Below are 22,451 nucleotides of genomic sequence, written 5' to 3' on the forward strand. Positions count from 1 at the left end.
CATTAAGAAATCGCAGCCGCCTTACGTTCCGTCTGTGGCGAGATTCGGCACGTTCCGGCGACAAAATCTCTCATATAGGACGGCTCGCGCAGGCGGAAGGGCGGCGTGCAGCCGTGGCTGGCCCGAAGCTAGCGGTCTAACTCGGCGGCAGAATGTCCGGGGTTCGGTGACGCAGCTGCCGCCAAGGCCTGGCGTCGGGCGCCGAGGCCCCCGACGGACGCATGCTAAACGCCCAGCGCCTTACGGTTGAAGGTTCGCAGGAAACGCAGCGACAGCGTCCGGACATTTGCGACATTCAGCAACCAGGCGCCAGCCGCATAAGCGAGGCCGCCGGCGAGGCTCACGACGACGAGCGGGACGAAGCCGGAGCCATCGACCTGCGATCGTGCAACGAGAATAGCAACCGCCATCGCCGCAGCGGAGGCGGCAACACCGGCGAGGCGGTGGAGATCGAACGGGAGCGGGTGGGCGCGATGCATCAGGACGACGGCAACAAGGAGGCCGATCGCCTCGGTCGCGAGCGTCGCCAGCGCCGCGCCGTAGAGGCCGTAGCCGGCCACAAGCGCGAACATCAACGCCACGCTGACGACCAGCGTGAGGAAAGACTGCGCGGCCAGCATGAACGGCCGTTCGGCGAGCTGGAAGCTGATCTGCACGTAGAATTGATTGGCGATGCCGAAAAAGCGCGCGAGCACCAGGGTCGGCAGCAGCGCCGACACGCCGGCGCGAAAGTCGACGCCGACGAGCGTGCCGGCGACCTGATCGGCTGCAAGCGCGAGCCAGACGGCGACGGGCGCGACCACGACGAGCAGCAGCTCGAGGCTCTCGCTCAGCCGGTCCCGTGTCGTCTCGTTGTTTTTCTCCGACAATGACCGGAACACCAGTGGCACGGTCGCCGCGGCGACGCTGGAGGCAATCATGACCATGAACTGGCGCGGCAGATCAGCGGCGACGCCAAAGATGCCTGCGGCGTCCTTGCCGAGCAAATAAGCGACAATGAGCCGGTCGCAGGCCGAATAGACCGCAACGGACAATCCGGCCAGCGTCAACGGCAGGCCGTAGCGCGCAAGCTGCATGAACTGGCTGCGCTGGAACCGCGCGATCCTGCTGCGGTCGCCGACGAGGTTGAGGATGATCCCGGTGAGCGAACCCAGGCCGAATGCGGCGAGCAGCCCCAATCCACCCCAGCCGAGCCAGACGCCGAGCAGGCCAAAGCCGACGCTCGACACGCTGCGCACGATCGAGATCGCCGCAAACCTGTAGGGACGCAATTTGGCGCGCTCGAACTCCTGGCCGACATCGACGGCATTCGCCATGATCGCGACGAACATGCTGGCAAGCAGCAGCCCGACGCTGAGATCGCTGCGAAACAGGAAGACCAGCGGCGTCGTGGCGCAGAGGACGGCCACGGTGAGCCCGAAAGCAACCATCGCCGTGCCGCGGAAATCGATCTCGGCCGACATCGCCTGATAGCGCGACACCGAGAGCTTGATCCAGGCAAAGAAGATCGCGCCCAGAATGCCGGCAAGGCTGATGCCGACGACATAGACGCCGTACTCCGCCGGCGTCAGCAGTCGTGTGTAGGCCGTGACGGCGAAGAAGCCCACGGCCGCAGGCAGGATGTAGGCGACCAGATAAATCGAGAAATGGCGATTCAGCATGCGAGCACGGGACCGGCAACGATGTTGAGAATGTGACGGCCGTTAATCAATCGGACCTTGGCGGGGCGAACGAACTGCGCCGCAGCATCTCTCAAGAGTGTCACATAAGTCTGGAGATCGGGCGGCAAATGAGGCTTTGAGGCCGCTTTCGCGCGGTAGCGTTAAATTTGCCCTTCCCGGAACGGGAGCGCGCGACCTCAAAAGGAACCATGCTTCGTAGATGGCAAAGTTAACCCAACGAGGGAAAACCCCGGCGTTGCAAGGCACCGCTTGGTACGATGGCGCGTGGGCTCGATAAGGAATGCCGTGACCAGGCTCGACAGACGCGAATTTCTCCTCGGCAGCGCCGCAGCACTCGCCGCGGGCACATCGGCGTCCGCAGCACCGGCGTCGAAACTCGCCGAGCGTCGTCCGGGATTTGGCGCCGCGGCCACGCTCTGGGACCTGCAAGCCGATCCGAGGCTCGGAGAAGCCATCAGCACCTATTGCACGCAGGTGGTTCCGGTGCTCGAGCTGAAGTGGCCGATGCTGCGCCCGGACGCGCACACCTTCGCGTTCGAGCGCGCCGACGCGATCCTGGACTTCGCCCGGCAGAACGATCTGACGATGCGCGGCCACGCGCTCGCCTGGTATTACGACATTCCGGACTGGACCAAGCAGATCAAGGATTCCAAAGGCGTCGAGCGCGCCTATGTCGATCACATCGGCACCGTCGTCTCCTATTATAAAGACAAGCTGACGTCGTGGGACGTCGTCAACGAGCCGATCCCGGACAATCCCCGCAGTCCAAAAGATCGGCGCGACACGTTCTGGACCCAGCACCTGGGCAACGGCTGGATTCCGCTGGCGTTCCGCACGGCGGCCGCTGCAGATCCTTTCGTCAAGCTCGCGATCAACGAATACGACATCGAGTCCGCGAAGGATTCGTTCATTGCGAAGCGCGCGGCGTACCGCAATCTCATCATGGACCTGCTCGACCAAGGCGTGCCGTTGCACGCCGTGGGGCTGCAATCGCATCTGCACGCCGAGCTCGATATCGACACCCATGGGCTCGCAGAATTCGTCACCGAGCTGCGCTCCTGGGGCCTTGAGGTGCTCGTCACCGAACTCGATGTCGACGACCAGAAGCTGACGGGAACGCCGGCAGAGCGCGACGCCGTCGTCGCCAAGCGCGTCAATGACCTCCTGACCGCGATCTCGACCAGCGGTCCGGTACGCTCGATCCTGACCTGGGGACTCTCGGATCGCTATAGCTGGATCAACGGCACCTTCGCCCGTGCCGACAAGCAGCCGAACCGTCCCCTGCCGCTCGACGGCGAGTTCAAGCCGAAGCCATTCATGGACGTGATCAGCAAATTTACGAGAGACGCTTAAGCGCGCTGTTCTTCAGCGCGTCTTGGTCGGTACTTCAAATTCAACCGCATCGCCCATGTGATCGGGCGACAGGCTCGGACCGCGACGGTCGCGCGAGTTCAGCCGGAACACATCGCGGATGTCGTCGATCGAGGTCGACGAATAGGACTGGATGCAGAGCGCGACCTGCTCGGGCGAAGCGGCGCGCATCATCGCTTCGATGGCCGGGCGGTCGAGGCGCGTGTCGTCCCAATGCGAGACCGCGATGCTGTCTTCGGTGACCCGATGGGCGGCCAGATGCGCGGGCGAGTTCGCGACGAAATGGCCGTACATGAGATATTCCGAGAACTTCTTCTTCCGGCACAGTGCCAGAACCCAGTTCAATCCCGTTGCCGACTTGATCGCGTCGGTCATCGCGCGCGCGGTGTCCTTGTCCCAGACCAGCGCGTTGCCGACATAATCGTCCGCGGGGAAGGACCTGTCCTTCACGCCGAGGAGTTGGTCGACCGTGCGCAGCCACAGGCCGTGCAGGGGCGCATCGGCGCTGATGGCCTTCGGGGTAACGAACAGCGGCGTCTTCTCGGCGCCGGCGTACTGACCGACGTCGAATTCGCGGAAGAACAGATTGTCCGAATCCAGGATGCAGACGCGCTGCTCCGGCGCGTTGAGGACACCGGCGATCTTCAGGATCTGCTGGATGTGCCAGCCATGGACGGGTGACGACAGCAGCGACAGCCAGACGCGCCGTTTGCTGATGAACTGGAGAGCCGGCGGCAGCGCCCAGAGCCATTTCGGCAAGTAATGCGAAGCCGGAACGATGACCCGCTTGTCGGAAGCGAACCGCGCGAACAGCGGCACATCCTCATCGTTAACGAGAACATAATGCCGCGTGTAGCCCGTCAACCAGGTGTCGATGCTCTCGCTGAGCAGCGAAAAGCGCTCGATATCCTTGGCGTAGCTGGCAGTCAGCAGGGCAACGGAATGCATGGGCACGCTCGAATGGCGATCAGGCCGTAGTCATAGCTGCATTGCGAGGTGCTGCATACTTACATTCGCGATCAAGGTAAAACGTAACGAAGCATTAGCCATCCGATGGCAGCCCCTGCTCGATGCCGTGAAAGCGTAGCGGGGCCAGGGCGGAGGCCCGCTGCCACCAATCGGCGACGCGGTCGTCGAGCGCGGTCACACCTCGACCCTGGCCGGGGAAGATCCGGATCTGCTGCACCGCCTCGGCTTCGAACCCCTTGCCCTTGCCGGTGATCTTGAGGGCAGCGCCTTCGCGGTCCCGCTGGGTCAGCGGCACCAAGAGGCGGCCACGCGGACGAAGCGACTGAAGCCAGAGCGGATGCGGTTGAGAGAATCCGGCATGCACGATGATGACGTCGGCGGGTTCGCCGATGTCCTCGCATCCGTCACCATGGACGACCACGACGTTGCGATAGGCGCGAAGATAGGTCGCGGCGCGCGCCGCAAGCCGCGCGTCGCATTCGATTGCATGCACCCTGCCCTTGGGGCCCACGATCTCCGAAAGCACTGCCGAGAAATAGCCGAGCCCGCAGCCGATCTGGACCACGCGATCCTTCTCCCCGACGTCGAGCAAATCGATGAAGTGCGCCCACAGGCTCGGCAGTCCGGTATCGAGCTTGCGGCGCGCATCGATCGCGACCAGCACATTGTCCTGGAGATGAACGGGATCGGCATCCGGCGTCAGCCGATAGCCGCGCGCCGCCTCGCTCTTGACGCGCCAGGGTCCCTTCGCCAGAAACCTTTCGCGCGGAACGATGGCGAGAGCTTCGAGCAGGCGCTTTGAGGAGATCCGCTCGCGCTTTGCGATCAGCTCCACGTAACGCGCACGCGCGGCGGCAAGATCGCTCATCGCGCGGGATCGGCGTGTTCACGAACGGGCGCGTCCGCGCCGAGCTCGTTGACCAGCTGCATCGCCTGTTTCAGGTCCGGCGTATAGAACCCCTCGCTGAACTTGCCGACGATCGGCGCGAGCAGCAGGCTTGCGTGCTCGCGCTTGCCAGCTTGGTGCGACAGCCGCGCGAGGCTGACGGCGGTGCGAAGCTCCCAGGACAGCGCGCCCTGCTTGCGGGCGATCTCCAGCGACAGGCCGAACAGCTCCTCGGCCTCCTGCACCGAGACCGGATTCCCGTCCGACAGGGTGATCTCGCCTTGCAGGCGGTAGACCTCGGCGAGGTAGGAATGGTCGCCGGTCCGTCGCGCGGTCGCGAGCGCACCGTCCAGCGCGCGCAACGCGGCGTCGCGCATCCCGACCTTGGCGTAGGCCTCCGCGAGCAGGCAGCGGAACCAGCAACCGGCGAGCCAGGAATCCATCGCCTCGTATTCGTCGAGGCCGAAGCGCATCTGGCTGAGGCCTTCGTCGGCCTCGCCGAGCTGCGTCAGCGCCCAGCCGCGCAGGATCGCCGCCTGCTGCTTCCAGTGCAGGAAGTTGTGCTCGGTGGCGATGATCATGGCGCGGTTGGCGTGGTCGCGCGTGCCCTCGACATCGCGCAAATGCTGGCACAGATAGGCGCCGAACACGAGCGCGAAGGCGAGCGTGAAGGGGTGGCGGATCTTCTCGGCGTTCGCGATCGCCTGCTCGCTGTGCTGGCGCGCCGCGTCGGGCCGGCCGAGGAACCACAGGAGATAGCCGAGATAGGACAGCGAGACGACGCCGGGATCGGTGCCGTGCCGCTCCATCAGGTCGGAGTGCAGATCGGGGCTGTAGAGATTGATGCAACGGTGCAAATGATGCTGGGACGCGGCAAAGCGCCCGCGATAGAGCATGGTCATCGCGATCGAGCGGTGCGCCTCGATCAGATAGCCGGTCTGCTGCGCCGGCTGCGTCCGCTCGTTCAGCCGCTCGCGCTTGGCGAATTTCAACAGCTCGACACTGAGATCGTGCGCGCGGGTGAGATCGGCGCGGATAAAATGACAGACCCAGAGCCCGCGCGTGGCGGCGAAGGCCTTTTCGTCATCGTCAAGCTGCTGGCCGAGTTCGAGGGCGCGGATGTAGTTCTCCTCGACCTCCTGCACGGCATAGCCCTTGGCGGCGATCAGTGCGTTGCCGAGCGCGATGCGCAGCTCGAGCTCCATCTCGTCGGCGCCCTGCATGCGCGCATTGGCCTGGACGACGCTTAAGCCCCGGCGCAGATGGCCGATCGCCTCCAGATTGGCGCCGCTCTTGGCCGCTTGCTTGCCGGCCTTGAGCCAGAAGCTGGCGGCCCCCTCGCTCTGGCCGGATTCGGTCAAATGATGGGCGAGCAGCTCCGGTTCGCGCTCGGTCTTCTCCGGATACATCTCGGCGAGCACCTGGGCAATCCGGGAATGCAGCTTGCGCCGCTCGCTGTGCAACAGGCTCGCATGCGCGGCGTTCTGGATCATCACGTGCTTGAAGGAGTAGAGCGCGTCCGGCGGATGGCCGCGGCGCATGATCAGCCCGGCCTCCTCCAGATGATTGAGCGCGGCCTCGATCTGTTCGGCGGGCGTATTAGCGACCGCGTGCAGCGTCTCGTAGGAGAATTCGCGGCCGATGGTGGCGCCGATCTGCGCGATCCGCTTGAACGGCCCCATCCGGTCCAGTCGCGCCATCAGCGAGTCCGTCAGCGTCGCCGGGATCGCGAGCTGCCGCCACGGGCCCGACAGCACGTAGCGCCCGTGCCGCTCGGTCAGGAGGTTGGATTCCAGAACCGTCTTGGTCAGCTCTTCCAGAAACAGCGGCACGCCGTCGGTCTTGACGATGATCTCCTCGACGACCTCCTTGGGAAGCTCGCGTCCCGCCACGCGCTGGACCAGCGTCGCGCGCAACTGCCGGCTCAACCGGTTCAGCACCAGCGTCGTAATGTGCGAATGGGCGCTCCAGCTCGGCTGGAATTCGGTGCGCGCGGTCATGATCACCAGGATCGGCCGGTTCTGTGCCCGGTCGACCAGGAGATCGATCACCTCACGGGAAGTTGGGTCGATCCAGTGCAAATCCTCGAATGCGATCACCAGCGGCTGCTCGCGCGCAAGGCCGAGGAAATGATTGACCAGCGCGGCGACGGTCGCATCCTTTTGCTGCTGCGGCGACAGCTCGAGCGGCGGATAGCGGTCACCGATCGGAATGGACAACAGCGCGGCCAACAGCGGCGCAACCTGCTCGATGTCGCCATGAGCGGCGGAGATCGCGATCTCCAGGTTCGCGAGCGACTGCGCGGACGCATCCTCGCGATCGAGACCGAGAGAGAATTTGAGCTGCTCGGCGAACGGATAGAACGCGGTGGAGGTGTAATAGGGCGAGCACTGGAATGAGACCTGTCCATGGCGGTCGCCGGCGATCCGCTCGAAGATTTCCTGGATGATGCGCGACTTGCCGATGCCGGGCTCGCCGAACTTGACCACGACCTGGCCGTCGCCCTCCTTGACCTGCTGCCAGCGGCCCATCAGTAGCGCAATCTCTTCCTCGCGGTTGACGAGCGGGGTCAGCCGCGTGCCCATGGCAGCGGCGAAGCGGGTCTCCACCCGCGACGCCCGCATCACGTGCCAAGCCTGCGCCTTGTCCGAGATACCCTTCAGCGCGTGGACGCCGAGATCGCGGTAGTCGAACTTCCCCTTCAGCAGCGACTGGGTCGAGGCGGAAATCACCACACCGTTGGGCGGCGCCAGACCTTGGAGGCGCGCGGCGAGATTGACGGTTTCTCCGACCGCGGAGTCGCGCTCTTCGGTGCCCTGCCCGACGAGGTCGCCAACCACGACGAGACCGGTCGCGATGCCGATGCGGACGGCGGGTGAGTGGCTGAGCGCACCACGCGGCTCGACCGCGCGCGCTGTCGATAGCACCCGCACGATCTCGAGCCCCGCGCGCACCGCGCGCTCGGCGTCATCCTCATGTGCGGTCGGATAGCCGAAATAGACCAAAATACCGTCGCCGACGAAGCGAGCAGCAAAACCTTCGTAATGCTTCACCACGCGGACACAGGTTTCGCGGAAGCTCGCGATCATGTCGCGCACGTCTTCGGGATCGAACTGCACCGACAGCGAAGTGGAATCCACCATGTCGCAGAACATGGTGGTGAGCTGACGCCGCTCGGCCCCGACTTCCGTGCGGGGTTGAGGGCGCGCCGCCGCGTCGGACTTCTCCGCTGTTTCGGCCCGGAACAACGCGGTCATGGCCCGCTGGAGCCGCTTCCGATCACCGAGCGGCAATCCGAGCTCGACCAGATCGGATTCGGTCAGATCTCCCATGACGTCGAGATCGAGACGGTGCTCTGCGAAGAGATCGGTATAGTGGCCGAGACCGACGCCTTCGAGCCAGCGCTTCAGCCCGCCTTCCGTTCCCGTGACCGGCTCATTCTCCAGCATGGTGATTTCTGCCCGACCATCACTCCGTCGAAGCGCTTAGGGCCCCTCAACCACAGATTTTGGGGCCAAAACTTCACCTCAGACTGGACGCGTTCCCTTACTTCTTGGAAGAATAGCCCAATCGGATCAAAAGGGAACGGAATTGTCGGACGTCACGCTTCCAGCGCCGCAGGGGTCAGCCAGCACAACGGCCGAAACGAAGATATTCGCGGATATCGGCGGCCTTCTCGATTTCCATGCCCGCAAGACGCCGGCGGCGCCCGCCCTCCTCGCCCCTGGCCGGCCAGTCCTCAACTACGGCGCGATTGGCGACCGGACGCAGGATCTCGTCCGTACGCTGCGCAGGCTCGGCATAGTCCCTTCCGACCGGGTTGCGGTTGCGCTGCCGCGTGGCGCCGACAGCGCACTGGCCCTGATCGCGGTCGCCTCGAGCTGCGCCTGCGTTCCCGTCAATCCCGACCTGACCGCGGACGAGCTGCAACGCTATTTCAGCGAATTGAAGTTGACGGCGCTGATCACCCGAGCTGATACGAACTCGGCGAGCCGTGACGTCGCGAAAGCGCTCGATATCGCTGTGATCGATTTCATGCCGGGGCCGCAAGACGATCTCGGCGGCTGCACGTTCGTCGGACCGGAGGTTGGGCCGGCAAACAACAGCGGCACCTCGCGCGGCGACGACGACGCGTTCATCCTGCTGACATCGGGCACGGCAGCGCGGCCGAAGATGGTGCCGCTGACGCACCGCAATGTGTGCCTCTCCGCTTACAACGCCGGCCGCGTGCTGTCGCTGACGTCGCACGATCGCCTGCTCAACGCGCTACCTCTGTTTCACGCCCATGGTCTGATTTCCGGTCTGCTGACGGCGTTGGCCGCGGGCTCCAGCGTGATCTGCACCGACGGTTTCGACGCATCATCCTTCTTCGGCTGGATGCGGCAGCTGCAACTCACCTGGTACACGGCGGTGCCGACCATCCATCGCGCGCTGCTGACGGCGGCGGAAGCGAACCCGGACCTTGCCCGATCGTCGTCGTTGCGCGTGATCCGCTCGGCCTCCGCCTCGCTTGCGCCTGCGATCCTCGACGGGCTGGAGGCGACGTTCGGCGTTCCCGTGCTCGAAACCTACGGCATGACGGAGGCGGCCTCGCAGATCGCGGCCAATCCGTTCGAACTGCGCAAGGCCGGATCGGTCGGCCGCGCCGCGGGCCCCGAGATCGCGATCATGGATGAGACTGGCCGTACGCTCGCGAGCGGCGAGCACGGCGAAATCATGCTTCGCGGACCGAATATGAGCCGCGGCTACTATAATGACGAGGCGGCAACACAGGCGGCCTTCCGCAACGGCTGGTTCCGGACCGGCGATCTCGGCTATCTCGACGCCGACGGCTATCTCTTCATCGTTGGCCGTATCAAGGACGTTATCAACCGCGGCGGGCAGAAGATCTCGCCGCTGGAGATCGAAGAGGTCCTGCTCAGTCATCCCGCGGTGCTGGAGGCCGGCGTGTTTGCCGTCCCGCACCAGAAGCTCGGCGAGAATGTCGCCGCGGTCGTGGTGCTACGGCCGAATTCCGAGGCGACCTCGGATCAGTTGCGCCAGTTCGCGCGGAAACGACTCGCGGCCTACAAGGTGCCGAGCCTGATCCGCAGCGTCGCCACGCTGCCGAAAGGCGCCAGTGGCAAGGTCAAGCGCAATGCGCTCGCCGAGCTGGTCGTGACAGTGGACGGCGGCGACGGGACGCGGCTGCCACGAACCGAACTGGAGACCCAGCTCGCGGGGATTTGGGCCGGGCTGCTGGAGCTTCCACAGGTCGGCGTCGATCAGGACGTGTTTGCGCTCGGCGCGGACTCGCTCGCGGCCACACAGATGCGCTCGCGCCTGCGCGAACGTTTCAACGTCGTCTTCTCATTCGAGGACATCTTTGATTGCGCCACGGTCTCAGCCCTGGCGGCCCGGGTCGAGACCGCCACAACCCATCGCGAGACGATGCTGCCGGCCTGGCGCAAAGCCGCGGAAACAGACGCGCCGCTGTCGTTCCAGCAGCAGCGGATGTACGTGCTCTCGCGGCTCGACCCAACGCGCTACAATTATAACGTCGTCGAAGTCGCGCTCCTCAAGGGCCAGGTCGACGTCGCCGCGCTTTCTGCCGCCCTCACTGCGGTCGCTGCGCGCAATGAGGCACTGCGGTCGGTCTTCGTCGAACGCGAGGGTGAGCCGGCGCAGCTTGTGCTGCAATCGCCGCCGCGGTTCGAGCGGATCAAGCTCAAGCCCTGCTCCGCGGACAAGCGAGCTGCTGTGATCAGGCGCGAGGCCCTCAAGCTCGCGCAATATCCGTTCGACCTTGCGCGCGAGCCGCCGCTGAAGGTCACGCTGCTGTCGTTCGACAAAAGCAGCCATGCGCTGGTGGTCAATGTCCATCACCTCGTCACCGACGGCTGGTCGCAGCGGCTGTTCTGGGAAGAACTCGCCGCCCATTATTCGGCAGCGCGCAAGAACGACGTGATGGCACTGCCTTCGCCCGCCTTCCAGTACCGCGACTTTGCGCTCTGGCAGCAGAGCTGGGCGCACACGCCGGCCGCAAAGGAGCAACTCGATTACTGGCGGGCGCAGCTCGACGGCGTCACCACGCTGCCGCTGCGGACCGACCGGTCAAGGCCGGAGGTCTGGAGCGGACACGGTGCCCGTCGCTATCTCGAGTTCTCCAGGACGCTGTCGGCCGACCTGCATGCGCTGAGCCAGAACCAGGGCGTCACGCCCTTCATGACCCTGCTCGCGGTGTTCCAGTACCTACTATTCCGCCACACCGGCCACGAGGATGTCGCGACGGGATCGCTCATCGCCAACCGTAACCAGATCGAGAGCGAGCGGCTGATCGGGCTGTTCGCCAACACCCTGATCCTGCGCAACGATTTCGGCGGCGATCCGAGCTTCGGCGACATGTTGCGACGGGTGCGGCAGGTCACGCTCGATGCCTACCGCAACCAGGACCTTGCGATCGAGGAAGTCCTGCGCGCGCTTCAGATCGCGCGCCGGAGCGACGGCAATCCGCTGTTCCGGATCATGTTCATCCTCCAGAACGCATCGATCGAGGCGGCACGTTTCTCCGGCTTGTCGACGCGGCGGATCGAGATCGATCCAAAAGTGGCGCGCTTCGACATCACGCTCGAACTGGTCGAGGCCGACGGCCGTTTCGCCGGATTCTTCGAATACGCTACCGATCTGTTCGACGCAGCGACGATCGAGGGCATGGCCGCTCAGTTCAAGACTCTGCTCAAATCCGTCATCGCCGATCCGGAGCAGCGCATCTCGCACCTGCCACTCCTGACCGCGGCCGAACGCCGGCAGCTGCTGGCGCAAGGCCGCGGCGTGCCGGCCAATGTCACCTCGCGCGACAACCTAAGCGAACGCTTCGACCGTCAGGCCAGGAAAACGCCGAACGCGATCGCGGTGTCGGACGGCAGCACATCCCTGAGTTATCGCGAGTTGGCGCGCCGCAGCCAGGCGGCCGCGCGCTGGCTGGCCCGGGAGGGCGTTGGTGCCGAGGCCGTGGTCGCCTTGCTTGCGGATCGCGGGCCCGACCTGCTCGCCGCGATGATCGCCGTGCAGCGCGTGGGCGCGGCCTTCCTCAATCTCGATCCCGACCAGCCGCCGGCACGGCTCGCGACTATCCTCGGATCGAGCTGTGCCCGCATGCTGCTGACCGGACGCGCGCAGTCATCCATGGTCGAGGCGCTGCTCGAACCGCTGGTCGAGCGCATCCACGTTGCCGCGCTCGAAGACGCGATCGCGCCGGGGCTGACCAATCCGGCCCGCGCGGCGCGGCGCACGGCTTCCAGCCTCGCTTATCTCATCTATACCTCCGGATCCTCCGGCGCGCCGAAGGGCGTGATGATCGAGCAGCGCGGGCTTTCGAACCATCTGGCCTCGCTCATCTCCGAGTTCGGCCTCTCGTTCCGGGACGTGATCGCGCAGACCGCGCCGCAGAGCTTTGTCATCTCGGTGTGGCAGTTCCTCGCGGGGCCCATGGTCGGCGCGCGCGTTCATGTCTGCGGCAGCGCGACCGTGCGGGACCCGATCTTGCTCGCGCGGGAGATCGAGCGCGAGGGCATCACGGTGCTCGAGATCGTCCCATCGCTGCTGCGCGTGATCCTCGATCGCATGGACGAGGCACCGATCCGGCGCGCCTTTGCGAGGCTGCGCCTCCTGATCTCGACCGGCGAGCCGCTGCCGGTCGATCTCTGCAAGGCCTGGTTCGCGCGCTGTCCGAAAGTGCCCTTGATCAACGCCTATGGCGCGTCGGAATGTTCCGATGACGTCTCGCTGCATCGCCTGACCAAGGCGCCGGCGACCAGGACGGGCCATGTCCCGGTCGGCGCGCCGCTGCCGAACACCCAGCTCTACGTGCTCGACGCAGGCCTGCAGCCGCAACCGGTCGGCGTGACCGGTGAGCTCTGCATCGGCGGCGCCGGTGTCGGCCGCGGCTATGTCAACGACCCCGCACAGAACCGGCAGCGCTTCCTGCCCGATCCGTTCTCGCGCAAAGCAAGCAGCCGGCTGTACCGGACCGGCGACCTCGCCCGCCGCCGCGCCGACGGCACGACCGAATGCCTCGGCCGCGCCGACCATCAGGTCAAGGTTCGCGGCTACCGTATCGAACTCAAGGAGATCGAGAACGCGCTTGCCGACCATCCGAGTGTGCGCGCCGGCATCGTCGAGCCGCGTCGCGAAGCAAGCGGCGATGTCAGACTGATCGCCCATGTCGTCGCAAGGTCAGGCAGCCGGAGCAGCGCCAGCGAGTTGCGCGAATTCCTGAAGAGCCGGCTGCAGGGCCATGCCATCCCGTCCGCGTTCCTGTTCCTGGATCAGGTACCGCTCAACGCCCATGGCAAAATCGACCGGACCGCGCTGCTGGCGCCGGCGCAGCAGGAAGCGCCCGAACCTGACGCGGCCGTGCCGGCGCGGGGCTTCACCGAAAAGGTGCTGTCCGACATCTGGATCGACCTGCTGAAGGTCGAGAGCCTCGGCGTCACCGACAATTTCTTCGACCTCGGCGGCCATTCGCTGCTGGCGGGCCAGGCGACGGCGCGCGTCGCCCGTGCGCTCGGCGTGTCGCTGCCGATCAAGACCATCTTCGAGGCGCCGACGATCGAAGAGCTTGCCCGGCGGATCGACGAGGCCGCGGCGGCAAAGCCGCGCAAGCCAGCTGCAAGCGCAGCAAGATTGGCGAGAGCGAGCCTGGCCGAAAGCGGCCCTCCCGCGCTCTCGATCGCGCAGGACCAGATGCTCCGGATCGAGCAGAATCTTCCCAGACTGCCGCTGTTCAACCTGCCTTTCGCCTTTCGTCTCCAGGGGCCGCTCAATCTGGCCGCCCTGGCGCAGGCGATCGACGACGCCGTGCGCCGGCACGAATCGCTGCGAACCAGTTTCGGCTGGAGCGGCGGGGAGCCCGTCAGCCGCATCGCCGCGCCCGGCACCCTGGGCCGTGTCCTGACTGTCGAGACGATCGGCGAGGGCCAGCCCCACAACAACAAGCGGCGCAAGGCGCTGGAGCTCCGCAAGATCGATCTCCTGATCGAACAGGAGACCTATGCCCCGATCGACACCACACGCGCGCCGCTGCTGCGCGCCCGGCTGTTGCGGCTCCACGACGGCGATCATGTGTTGCTGCTGACATTGCACCACGCAATCGTCGACGGCTGGTCGATCGGCGTGCTGTTCGAGGAATTGTCCAACCGCTATGCGGCGCTGGCCGGCTATCCGTCGGTGCCGCTGCCGAAACTGCCGCCGGCCTTTTCAGACATGGTGCGCTGGCAGCACTGGTGGTGCGGCACCGATGCCGCCCGCCGTCAGGCGGCCGAATGGACGGAGAATTTGCGCGGGGCGACACCCGTTTTCGACGGGGGATCAAGCCCGGGCGCGTCCACGGGACACCGTCCGGTCAGTCTCGAACGTGAGCTGATCGGCCGGCTCACCGCGTTCGCCGGCCAGCACAATTGCACGCTGTTCATGTGCCTGCTGACCGGCCTGAAAGCCCAGCTGCTGGCGCGGACCGGCCACAACGACATCTCGATCGCCACCGGCATGGCCAATCGCGCCCAGCCAGACACCGACCGGATCGTCGGTCCGTTCGAGAACACGGTGATCGTTCGCACCAAAATCACGCCGGAGCTGTCGTTCGTGCAGGCCCTGGCCCGGGTCCGTCAGAGCGTGCTCGATGCGTATGCGCGCCAGGAGCTGCCGTTCAACATCCTGGCCGATCATCTGGAGCAGGAGGGGGTCAATCCGGCCTCGCTGCTCCAGGTCTATTTCACGCTGCAAAATCCGCTGCGCCAGCCGCTCGATCTGCCCGATCTCACGACAGCATCGATCGGCAACATCGCGCGCGAAGGCCAGCCGGTGCTGCCGATCGACCAGACCTGGCTGTCGCTGATGCTCAAGGAGCGGCCGACCGGAATCACCGGTTCATGCAATTACAAGAGCGAGCTGCTCGATGGCGCTACGGTCGGCCTGTGGATGGAGGATCTCGTGGCGCTGCTCGGGGCCGCCGTCGCTCAACCCAACGCGCCGCTCGGCCGATTGCTCAATCGCAGGGCGGCATGACCGGCCGCAAAGCACGGGCGAATACGGGTTCACTCGCCATAGCTGTGAATGACCAAGTTGCATCTTGATTATTTGGTGCCACCGCGCGAGATTATTCTCGCGTTTTGATTTGGACGATTATTTTCAACCGGGAGCGTTAGTTATGGGTTTCATCAAATTTACCAAGGGCGCCTCGTTGAGCGACAAGGACCGCAAGGCCCTGCAGAAGCTGCTCGGCGCCGAGAAGAAGAAGCTGCAGTCCGCGCTGAAGGACGTCGACGCCAGCATTTCGATGCTCGGCAGCTCCAAGAAGGCCAAGAAGAAGAAGAAGTAAGGCTCGGCGGCCCGGACGCCGCTCGAAATCTTCAGGCTTCAGTTTCGGAAATGGGCCGCTCGCTTGCCGAGTTGGTGTCTCGCACAAGCTTGCGCCCGTAAACCGACCAGCAATCGACAAGGATTCGCCCGAGTGGACCGCTAGAAGCGGTCCGCTCAGTTGATTCTTGCTCAGTTGATTCTTCCGTCATGGCAGGGGATTTGGCCCCGGCCTGACGCCATGGGCCCAATTGATGGCAGACGACAGGATTGAACTGTTTGTCGGACTGATCGAGACTTTTGACGCGCCGGGTGCGGTCGATACGTGCCGGCGTTTGCTCTCGGTCGACGAACGGGTACGAGCCGACCGCTTCAAGTTCGAACGGCACCGGCGGCAGTATGTTTTCGCGCACGCGATGTTGCGGCTTGCGCTCTCGCACGTCGCGCCGAATGTCGCGCCCACCGACTGGTCATTTGCGGCCGGGCGTTACGGGAGGCCGTTTGTCGCATCGCCCAAGATCTCGAGCGCGCTGCATTTCAGCCTGTCCCATGCCGATGGCTGCGTTGCCTGCGTCGTGTCAGGGCATGAGACCGTCGGCGTCGACGTCGAGACCGTGTCACGGCGCGTCGCGCCGCTGTCCACCGCGCTTCGGTTCTTCGCGCCGGAAGAAGTCGAAACCCTGCGTGGACTTCCGGAGCCCGCCGCGATCGAGCGCTTCTTCGACTACTGGACGCTCAAGGAGGCTTATTTGAAGGCCAGGGGTTTCGGCCTCAATTTGCCGCTCGACGCCTTTGCGATGCAGGTGTCGCGAGAGGCGATCGAGATCAGCTTCAAGCCCGATATCGCCGACGATCCGCAAGGGTGGCGATTCCAGCTATTCTCGCCGTCGCCCTCGCATCGCCTCGCGATCGCCGACGGCTCCCGCGCCACCGGCGGCCTGCCCATCACCCGCAATGCCTGGCCGCTCCAGGAAGCGGCTGAATGACGCCGCCGCGGCTGCGCGTCTTTCCCGCGATTTCGCGCAACCGCGATCCCGAGAAATATGTCGGCGAGCTGATGCGCGTGGCCCAGTTTGCCGACCGCAACGGCTTTGAAGGCATCCTTCTGTTCGAAGGCAACGACGTGTTCGTCGAGCCCTGGGCGATGGCCCAGCACATCATGGCGGAAACGACGCGGTCCTCGCCGCTGATCGCGGTCAATCCGGTCTACATGCACCCGTTCACGGCGGCGAAATTCGTCTCGTCCTTTGCGCAGCTCCATGGCCGCAAGGTCTATCTCAACATGATCACGGGCACCGCGGTCAGCGATCTGCAGGGGCTGGGCGACGAGCAGTCGCATGCCGACCGCTATGTCCGGCTCGGCGAATTCGTCGCGCTGATGCGCCAATTGCTGGCAAGCCCGCGGCCAGCGACTTTCGCGGGCCGGTTCTACCGCGCAAGCAATCTGCAACTGCGCCCGCGCCTGCCGCCGGAGCTGATGCCGGAATTTCTGGTCGCCGGCCAGTCCGAGCCGGCACAGCGCGTGGCGAAGGAGACCGGCTGCATCAAGATGCAGATGCTGCCGCCCGATCTTGAAGGCGGCCTCGATGTATCAGGCATGAATTTTGGAATTTTTGCGCGCGAGGGACGCGACGACGCCCGGCAAGCGGCGAAGGTGCGTTTCCGCGACAACCCCGACGATCGTGAGTTGCTCGCGCTCACCGTGGAGAACAGCGATTCCGTGTGGAAGCGGCGCCTGTTCGAGGGCCAGAGCGGCGAGCTCGCGGACAATGGCTACTGGCTGCTGCCGTTCCTGACCTTCCAGGCCGACTGTCCCTACCTCGTCGGCAGCTACGCCGAGATCGGCGCGAAGCTGAAGGAGTTTGCGGCGAAGGGGCTCACCACGATCATGCTCGACATGGTCGCAGACGAGACCGAGATGCAGCACGTCTGCAAGGCGCTCGCGGCGAGCGGAATGTTTTGAGGTCAGACGCCGAGCGGACTGAGCCGTGCCAACGGCTCGCTGCCTTCCGGCCGCCGTAGAAGCTGCATGACATGCCGCTTCAGGCGCACGAACTCGGGCTCGGTCACGAGATCGTGGCTGCGTGGCCGTGCGAAGGGCAGCACGACATCCTCAATCACCCGGCCGGGCCTCGCACTCATCACAACGATGCGATCGGCGAGGAACAATGCCTCGTCGATATCGTGGGTGACGAAGACCGTGGTGGTCGGGATCTTGCCCAAGATGTCGAGCAGGACCTCCTGCATCATGGCGCGCGTCTGCGCGTCCAGCGCACTGAAAGGTTCGTCCATCAGCAGCACCCGCGGCTGGTTGATCAGGACCCGCGCGATTTCGACGCGCTGCTGCATGCCGCCCGACAGTTGCGCCGGATAGAACGCCTCGAAGCCGGAAAGGCCGACCAGCTTCAGGATGGTGTCGGCGGCGCGGTCGCGCTCTCTTCTCGCCAGGCCCCGCATCTTCGGGCCAAAGGCGACATTGTCGCGCACCCGCTTCCAGGGAAACAGCGTGTGCTGTTGAAACACCATGCCACGGTCCGGACTCGGTCCCTGGACCTTCTGCCCATCGATCTCGAGTCGGCCGGCCGTAATCGGCAGATGTCCGGCCAGTGCGCCGAGCAGCGTGGACTTGCCGCAGCCGGAGGGACCGAGGATGCAGACGAGCTCGCCCGGCGCGATGGCAAAGTCGAGACCACTCACCGCCTCGAACGCATCGCTGCCTTCGCCGAGCGAGATCGAGACATCAGCAATGTCGATGCGACCGACGCTCTTCGCGTCGACATCCGCGACCCGAATATTCATCGCGCCACCCGCGGGTTGCGCCAGGGCATCAGAAGCCGCCCGGCGGTCGTCAGCAGCCAGCTGGAGCCCATGCCGAGCAGGCCAATGATCAGCATGCCGACGATGATGTCGGCATAATTCTGCAGCGTGTAAGCCTCCCAGGTATAATAGCCGATCCCGAACTGACCGGAGATCATCTCCGCGGTGACGAGACAGAACCACGACGTCCCCATACCGATCGCAAGCCCGGTGACGATGCTCGGCGCGGCGTCCGGCAACACCACTTGCGTGAGAATCGCGAAACCGCCTGCACCGAGGCTGCGGGCGGAGGCGACCAGCCGGCGGTCGACATTCGCAACACCATGGACCGTGTTCAGCACGATCGGAAACAGGGCACCGATGAAGGTGATGTAAATCATCGAGAGCTCGGACGACGGGAACATCAGGATCGACAGCGGTATCCACGCCACTGCCGGTATCGGCCGCAGCAATTCGAGCGGCGGCAGCAACAGGTCGCTCGCGGCGCGCGACCGGCCAATCGCAAAACCCAGGATCACGCCGATCACCACCGCCGCACCGTAGCCCGCTAACACGCGCCAGAGACTACTGGTGATATGCGCTGTCAGTTTTGGCGACCGAAACAAGGCGACGGCGGATTGAACGACCTCGACCGGCGGCGGCACGTTGCGGAAGGTGACGATCCCCAGATTGAGGTGCGTCGTCGAGGCGACCTGCCACAGGGCAATGCAGGCAAGGATCGACAGGCCGCGGATCACCCATCGGATGCCAGCGGGCCGCGCCTGGATTACGATGGCCATCGCTTTACCGGCTCGCAATGAGCGACTCACGCGCCGCCGTGAAGTCGAGCACCGCGCCGCCATGCTGCTTCGACCAGCGTTCGGCCGCGTCCTTGAGCAGGAACGCGCTCAGCTCGCCGCTGGACGATCGCACGAACCAGGCCTGGTTTGCGAACAGCTTGATGCCGCTCTCACGATCCTGAGCGTAGACGACGCGGATGATCTTGCCGTCCTTCTCAAGGCCGGCGAGCGCCTTGAGCGCGTTCTCGGGCGACGCGTAATGGCGGACATGAGCCTCGTCCCTGACCCAGATCTGCGCAACGCGCGTGACGTCGCCGATCTCGGCGCCCGTCGCCGCGTCCTTGGCCCGAAGCGGAAGCTGCGCATAGTTCTTCAGCTCGGAGTCGTAATCCCGCCCCGCTTGAGCGGCCGCCACGCGGATGAACTTGTCCGTGACGAACTGGTCAATATCGAGATCGCTATCCGCCCGCTTGAGCAGCTTCAGCGTCTTGATCGAGGTTGCGACTGCCTGGCGGTATTCCGGCTTCCAGGTCACGTCGCGGGTCTGAAGACCGAGCGGGCCGTGGAAGAGATAGTCGACCTCGGCGTCAATGCCGGTCACCTTCGCGATCAGCTCACTGTACTTTTCTGGTTCCTCCGCGATCAGACGATCCGCCTCGAGCGCAGCGCGTAAATAGGCGACGACGATCTCCGGGTATTTTTCGGCATAGTCGGCGTCGACCAGTCCGCCGTGGAACGTCGGCGCGCTTGCCTGCGCGCCGTCAAAAATCTTGCGCGCAAAACCGCGCCACGGAAACAGTTCGGCGAACGGGACGAAATCGGCATGCGCCTCGATCTTGCCGGTCTGCAAGGCCGGCCCTGCAACTTCGGGCACCTGCGTGATGATGTTGACATCGGTCTCGGGATTCCAGCCCTTGGCCTCGATGGCGCGGAGCAACATGCCGTGCGAGGTCGAGGCAAAGGGTACGGAGATGGTCTTGCCTTTGAGCTCGTCGAGCGACTGCACCGGCGAATTTAACGGCACCACAATTCCGTTGCCGCTGCCCTTGGTGCTGCCGGACAGCACGCTGATGAAGAGGCTGCGGCGCCCCGCCTTCTGGAACGCAACGCCGTTCAGCGATCCTGGAAAATCCGCCATCGCGCCGAAATCAAGCTTGCCTGCGACCATCTCGTTGGTGAGCGGCGCGCCGCTGGTAAAGTTCTTCCACTGGATGTCGTAGGCCACATCCTTGTACTTGCCTTCACGGGGTAGGAATTTCTCCAGCAGCTTCAGCTCGCGAATGAGCAGCCCGCCGGTCGCGCAGTTGATGGTCGTATCCTGCGTGCCGACCGCCACCCGGATCGTCTCGGCCTGCGACGGACCCAACATGGCGACGGTGATGGCCATGACGGCTGCACTCATTCTCACAGAGCTCAAATCGATCATCAAACTGTCCTCGGAGGCCGGCCCATGCCGGCGGCGACGCGAGCTGGGACTATCGAAGGCGTGGCGCCAGGGTTGAAGCAATTACTTGCATCGCTGTCGCAGACCGCTCACGTCGTGATTTCGTCATGCAGCGGCGCAAAGGATTTTCTCAAGACAAAGCCATCGGCAGAGGAAACGTTTCGCGGTCGATCGTCGCGCGTATCAAGCTTTGCTAAGTGATTTGGAACGATCGCAAAGAGATGGACATCGCACCACCGCCGCTCTTACCTGTTCGCAAGACCTCTGAGACCTAAACGGATTGCGATGACCATACTCAAGGAAGCTGCCGCGATCGAGCCTGCTGCTTTCACCGACCAGCCTCACCCAGGCGTTCAGTTCGACTGGACCGAACGCGAGAAGACGCATGCCGTCCGCGGCACACGTGCGAAGACGGCGAGCTCGGCGCTGTTCATGAGCGAGACAATCGACGGATTGAATGCCGGTGCGCATTTCCTCGGCCGTTTGTCGCCGCTCGAGCAATCGCGCGTTCACGCGGCCGGCCGCACGATCACGGTGCCCCAGGGCGGGATGGTATTCAGCCAGGGCGACGGCCACGACGGCATCTTCATCATCCGCGGCGGTCAGGTGCGGGTCTACTATACAGCGCCCTCGGGGCGCGAAATCACACTCGCCTACTGGACGCCTGGACATTTCATCGGCGGTCCGGAGATTTCTGGCGGCGGCATTCACATGTGGTCCGGCATTGCGATCGAGGCCTGTGAGATCACGGCACTCTCCGGCCCTGCGCTCGAGAAGTTGTTGACCGCCATGCCGAGCTTCGCGCTGGCGCTGATCGACGGCCTGATTGCCAAGGGCAAGTGCTACTCCTCGATGGCGCAGATCCTCGGCACGCGCTCGGTGATCGAACGGCTGGCGCAGTTCCTGCTCACTTTGTCGGAGCTTCATGGCGTTGCCGATGGCGACAGCATCGTCATCAACCGCAAGATCACCCATGACCAGATCGCGGCCATGGTCGGCTCGACCCGGCAATGGGTCACGATGATGCTGAAGCGCTTCCAGAACCGCCGCATCATCGCCATCGACGGCAGCAGCATCCGGATCAAGCGGATCGATCTGCTGGAGCAGATTTTGTTCAGGGATTAGAGGGCTGCCCCCTCACCGCGCCTCTTCGAATCCCGCCAATACCGAAGTCAGATTGGCGCCCAGAATATCCGAGAGATAGCCGCCCTCCTGCACGAACACGGTCGGCAGGCCCATCTTCGCGATGGCCTGGCCGATGCGGCGGAAGCCGGGCGTGGTGACGGCCAATCCCTTCAGCGGATCGTGCTCGGAGGCATCGAGGCCAAGCGCGATGACGAGGGCGCCGGGCGCAAAGGATTCGATCGCCTTGCGCGCGACGTCCATGGCCTGGATGTAACCGTCGTCGCCGGTGCCGATCGCCAGGGGGATATTGAGGTTGGTACCGAGGCCGGGACCTTCACCGCGCTCATGGGCGTAGCCCCACACGTAAGGATAATACGCGACGGGATCGGCATGGATCGAGACCGTGTAGACATCGGGCCGCGCGTAGAAGATGCCTTGCGTGCCGTTGCCGTGATGGACGTCGACGTCGAGGATCACGACACGCTCGTGCCTCTGCCGCAGATGCGCCGCCGCGATCGCGCTGTTGTTGAGGAAGCAGAAGCCGCCGGCCATGTCGCGATAGGCGTGATGGCCGGGCGGACGGCAGAGAGCATAGGTCGCATCCTCGCCGTCCAGCACCATCTGTGCCGCGGTGACCGCGACGTCGGTGGCTGCGCAGGCCGCAGCCCATGTGCCCGCCCCGATTGGCGCCGCGGTGTCGGCGGTGTGCCAGCCGAGCCGGCCTATGATGTGAGTAGGATAAGTCGCGGCATGGCGCACCGGATGGATGTTGCCGATCATCTCCGGACCGGAATCGCCAAGCGCGGTCCAGGCCTCCCAGGCTTCGCTCAGGAACGACAGATATTCCGGGCTGTGAATGCGCGCGCGGGGCCCCTGCCCGAATGTGGTCGGTTCGACCAGCTGATGCTTGCCGTCCTTCAGCCCCTTGAGCAGGCGGTCGGCACGTTCAGGCTGCTCGGTGGTGCGCTTGACGACACCGCGAACCAGGAAGAATTGCGGATCGTGGCTGCGATGCAGTTCGGTATGGACGGCTTTCACTCAGA

14 protein-coding genes are annotated in these 22,451 nt (G+C 64.7%); 6 read left to right on the top strand and 8 right to left on the bottom strand.

What is annotated here, in order from left to right; genetic code table 11:
- Window positions 1-224: 224 nt before the first annotated feature.
- Window positions 225-1,661 carry an oligosaccharide flippase family protein gene (locus IVA74_RS24760; protein WP_247348925.1) on the bottom strand — a complete coding sequence of 479 codons (1,437 nt, stop codon included), beginning with the start codon at window positions 1,659-1,661 and terminating at the stop codon, window positions 225-227.
- A gap of 306 nt (window positions 1,662-1,967) precedes the next feature.
- On the opposite strand from IVA74_RS24760, the gene IVA74_RS24765 reads away from it, so the two are divergent.
- Complete coding sequence (locus IVA74_RS24765) at window positions 1,968-3,035, top strand: endo-1,4-beta-xylanase (RefSeq protein ID WP_247348926.1); 1,068 nt, start codon at window positions 1,968-1,970, stop codon at window positions 3,033-3,035.
- Window positions 3,036-3,047: 12 nt separating this feature from the next.
- Here the strand turns inward: IVA74_RS24765 and IVA74_RS24770 are convergent, their stop codons facing one another.
- From IVA74_RS24770 to IVA74_RS24780, 3 genes are all read right to left on the bottom strand, one after another.
- Window positions 3,048-4,001, bottom strand: a complete 954-nt coding sequence (locus IVA74_RS24770; protein WP_247348927.1) for a DUF6492 family protein — start codon at window positions 3,999-4,001, stop codon at window positions 3,048-3,050.
- Window positions 4,002-4,095: 94 nt separating this feature from the next.
- Window positions 4,096-4,890: an rRNA adenine N-6-methyltransferase family protein gene (locus tag IVA74_RS24775; protein ID WP_247348928.1), complete on the bottom strand. Its 795-nt coding sequence runs from the start codon at window positions 4,888-4,890 to the stop codon at window positions 4,096-4,098.
- Window positions 4,887-8,357 (bottom strand): AAA family ATPase, encoded by a 3,471-nt coding sequence (locus IVA74_RS24780; protein ID WP_247348929.1) that lies wholly within the window; start codon window positions 8,355-8,357, stop codon window positions 4,887-4,889. Before IVA74_RS24780 ends, IVA74_RS24775 begins: the two co-directional genes overlap by 4 nt.
- 142 nt (window positions 8,358-8,499) lie before the next feature.
- Between IVA74_RS24780 and IVA74_RS24785 the strand changes: the two genes are divergently transcribed.
- The 4 genes from IVA74_RS24785 to IVA74_RS24800 all read left to right on the top strand — a co-directional run bounded on the left by IVA74_RS24785 (window position 8,500) and on the right by IVA74_RS24800 (window position 17,206).
- Window positions 8,500-14,952 carry a non-ribosomal peptide synthetase gene (locus tag IVA74_RS24785; protein WP_247348930.1) on the top strand — a complete coding sequence of 2,151 codons (6,453 nt, stop codon included), beginning with the start codon at window positions 8,500-8,502 and terminating at the stop codon, window positions 14,950-14,952.
- Between the two features lie 142 nt (window positions 14,953-15,094).
- Window positions 15,095-15,265 carry a hypothetical protein gene (locus IVA74_RS24790; RefSeq protein ID WP_247348931.1) on the top strand — a complete coding sequence of 57 codons (171 nt, stop codon included), beginning with the start codon at window positions 15,095-15,097 and terminating at the stop codon, window positions 15,263-15,265.
- A 232-nt stretch (window positions 15,266-15,497) separates the two neighbouring features.
- A complete protein-coding gene (locus IVA74_RS24795) occupies window positions 15,498-16,229 on the top strand; it encodes a 4'-phosphopantetheinyl transferase superfamily protein (RefSeq protein ID WP_247348932.1) in 732 nt (243 codons plus the stop codon).
- Window positions 16,226-17,206 carry an LLM class flavin-dependent oxidoreductase gene (locus IVA74_RS24800; protein WP_247348933.1) on the top strand — a complete coding sequence of 327 codons (981 nt, stop codon included), beginning with the start codon at window positions 16,226-16,228 and terminating at the stop codon, window positions 17,204-17,206. Before IVA74_RS24795 ends, IVA74_RS24800 begins: the two co-directional genes overlap by 4 nt.
- A gap of 2 nt (window positions 17,207-17,208) precedes the next feature.
- Here the strand turns inward: IVA74_RS24800 and IVA74_RS24805 are convergent, their stop codons facing one another.
- The 3 genes from IVA74_RS24805 to IVA74_RS24815 are packed head-to-tail and all read right to left on the bottom strand — an operon-like array spanning window position 17,209 to window position 20,241.
- Window positions 17,209-18,042 carry an ABC transporter ATP-binding protein gene (locus tag IVA74_RS24805; protein WP_247348934.1) on the bottom strand — a complete coding sequence of 278 codons (834 nt, stop codon included), beginning with the start codon at window positions 18,040-18,042 and terminating at the stop codon, window positions 17,209-17,211.
- The gene (locus IVA74_RS24810; RefSeq protein WP_247348935.1) at window positions 18,039-18,839 is read right to left on the bottom strand and encodes an ABC transporter permease; all 801 of its coding nucleotides are present in this window, start codon (window positions 18,837-18,839) and stop codon (window positions 18,039-18,041) included. Before IVA74_RS24810 ends, IVA74_RS24805 begins: the two co-directional genes overlap by 4 nt.
- Before the next feature lie 4 nt (window positions 18,840-18,843).
- Window positions 18,844-20,241, bottom strand: coding sequence for an ABC transporter substrate-binding protein (locus tag IVA74_RS24815; protein WP_247348936.1), 1,398 nt, complete (start codon window positions 20,239-20,241; stop codon window positions 18,844-18,846).
- Between the two features lie 327 nt (window positions 20,242-20,568).
- Between IVA74_RS24815 and IVA74_RS24820 the strand changes: the two genes are divergently transcribed.
- The gene (locus tag IVA74_RS24820) at window positions 20,569-21,408 is read left to right on the top strand and encodes a Crp/Fnr family transcriptional regulator (protein ID WP_247348937.1); all 840 of its coding nucleotides are present in this window, start codon (window positions 20,569-20,571) and stop codon (window positions 21,406-21,408) included.
- A 12-nt stretch (window positions 21,409-21,420) separates the two neighbouring features.
- On the opposite strand, the gene IVA74_RS24825 is transcribed toward IVA74_RS24820, so the two are convergent.
- Window positions 21,421-22,446 carry a histone deacetylase family protein gene (locus tag IVA74_RS24825; RefSeq protein WP_247348938.1) on the bottom strand — a complete coding sequence of 342 codons (1,026 nt, stop codon included), beginning with the start codon at window positions 22,444-22,446 and terminating at the stop codon, window positions 21,421-21,423.
- Window positions 22,447-22,451 lie beyond the last annotated feature (5 nt).

This window comes from Bradyrhizobium sp. 132 (genome assembly GCF_023074185.1).
In the GTDB taxonomy this organism is placed as follows: Bacteria; Pseudomonadota; Alphaproteobacteria; order Rhizobiales; family Xanthobacteraceae; genus Bradyrhizobium.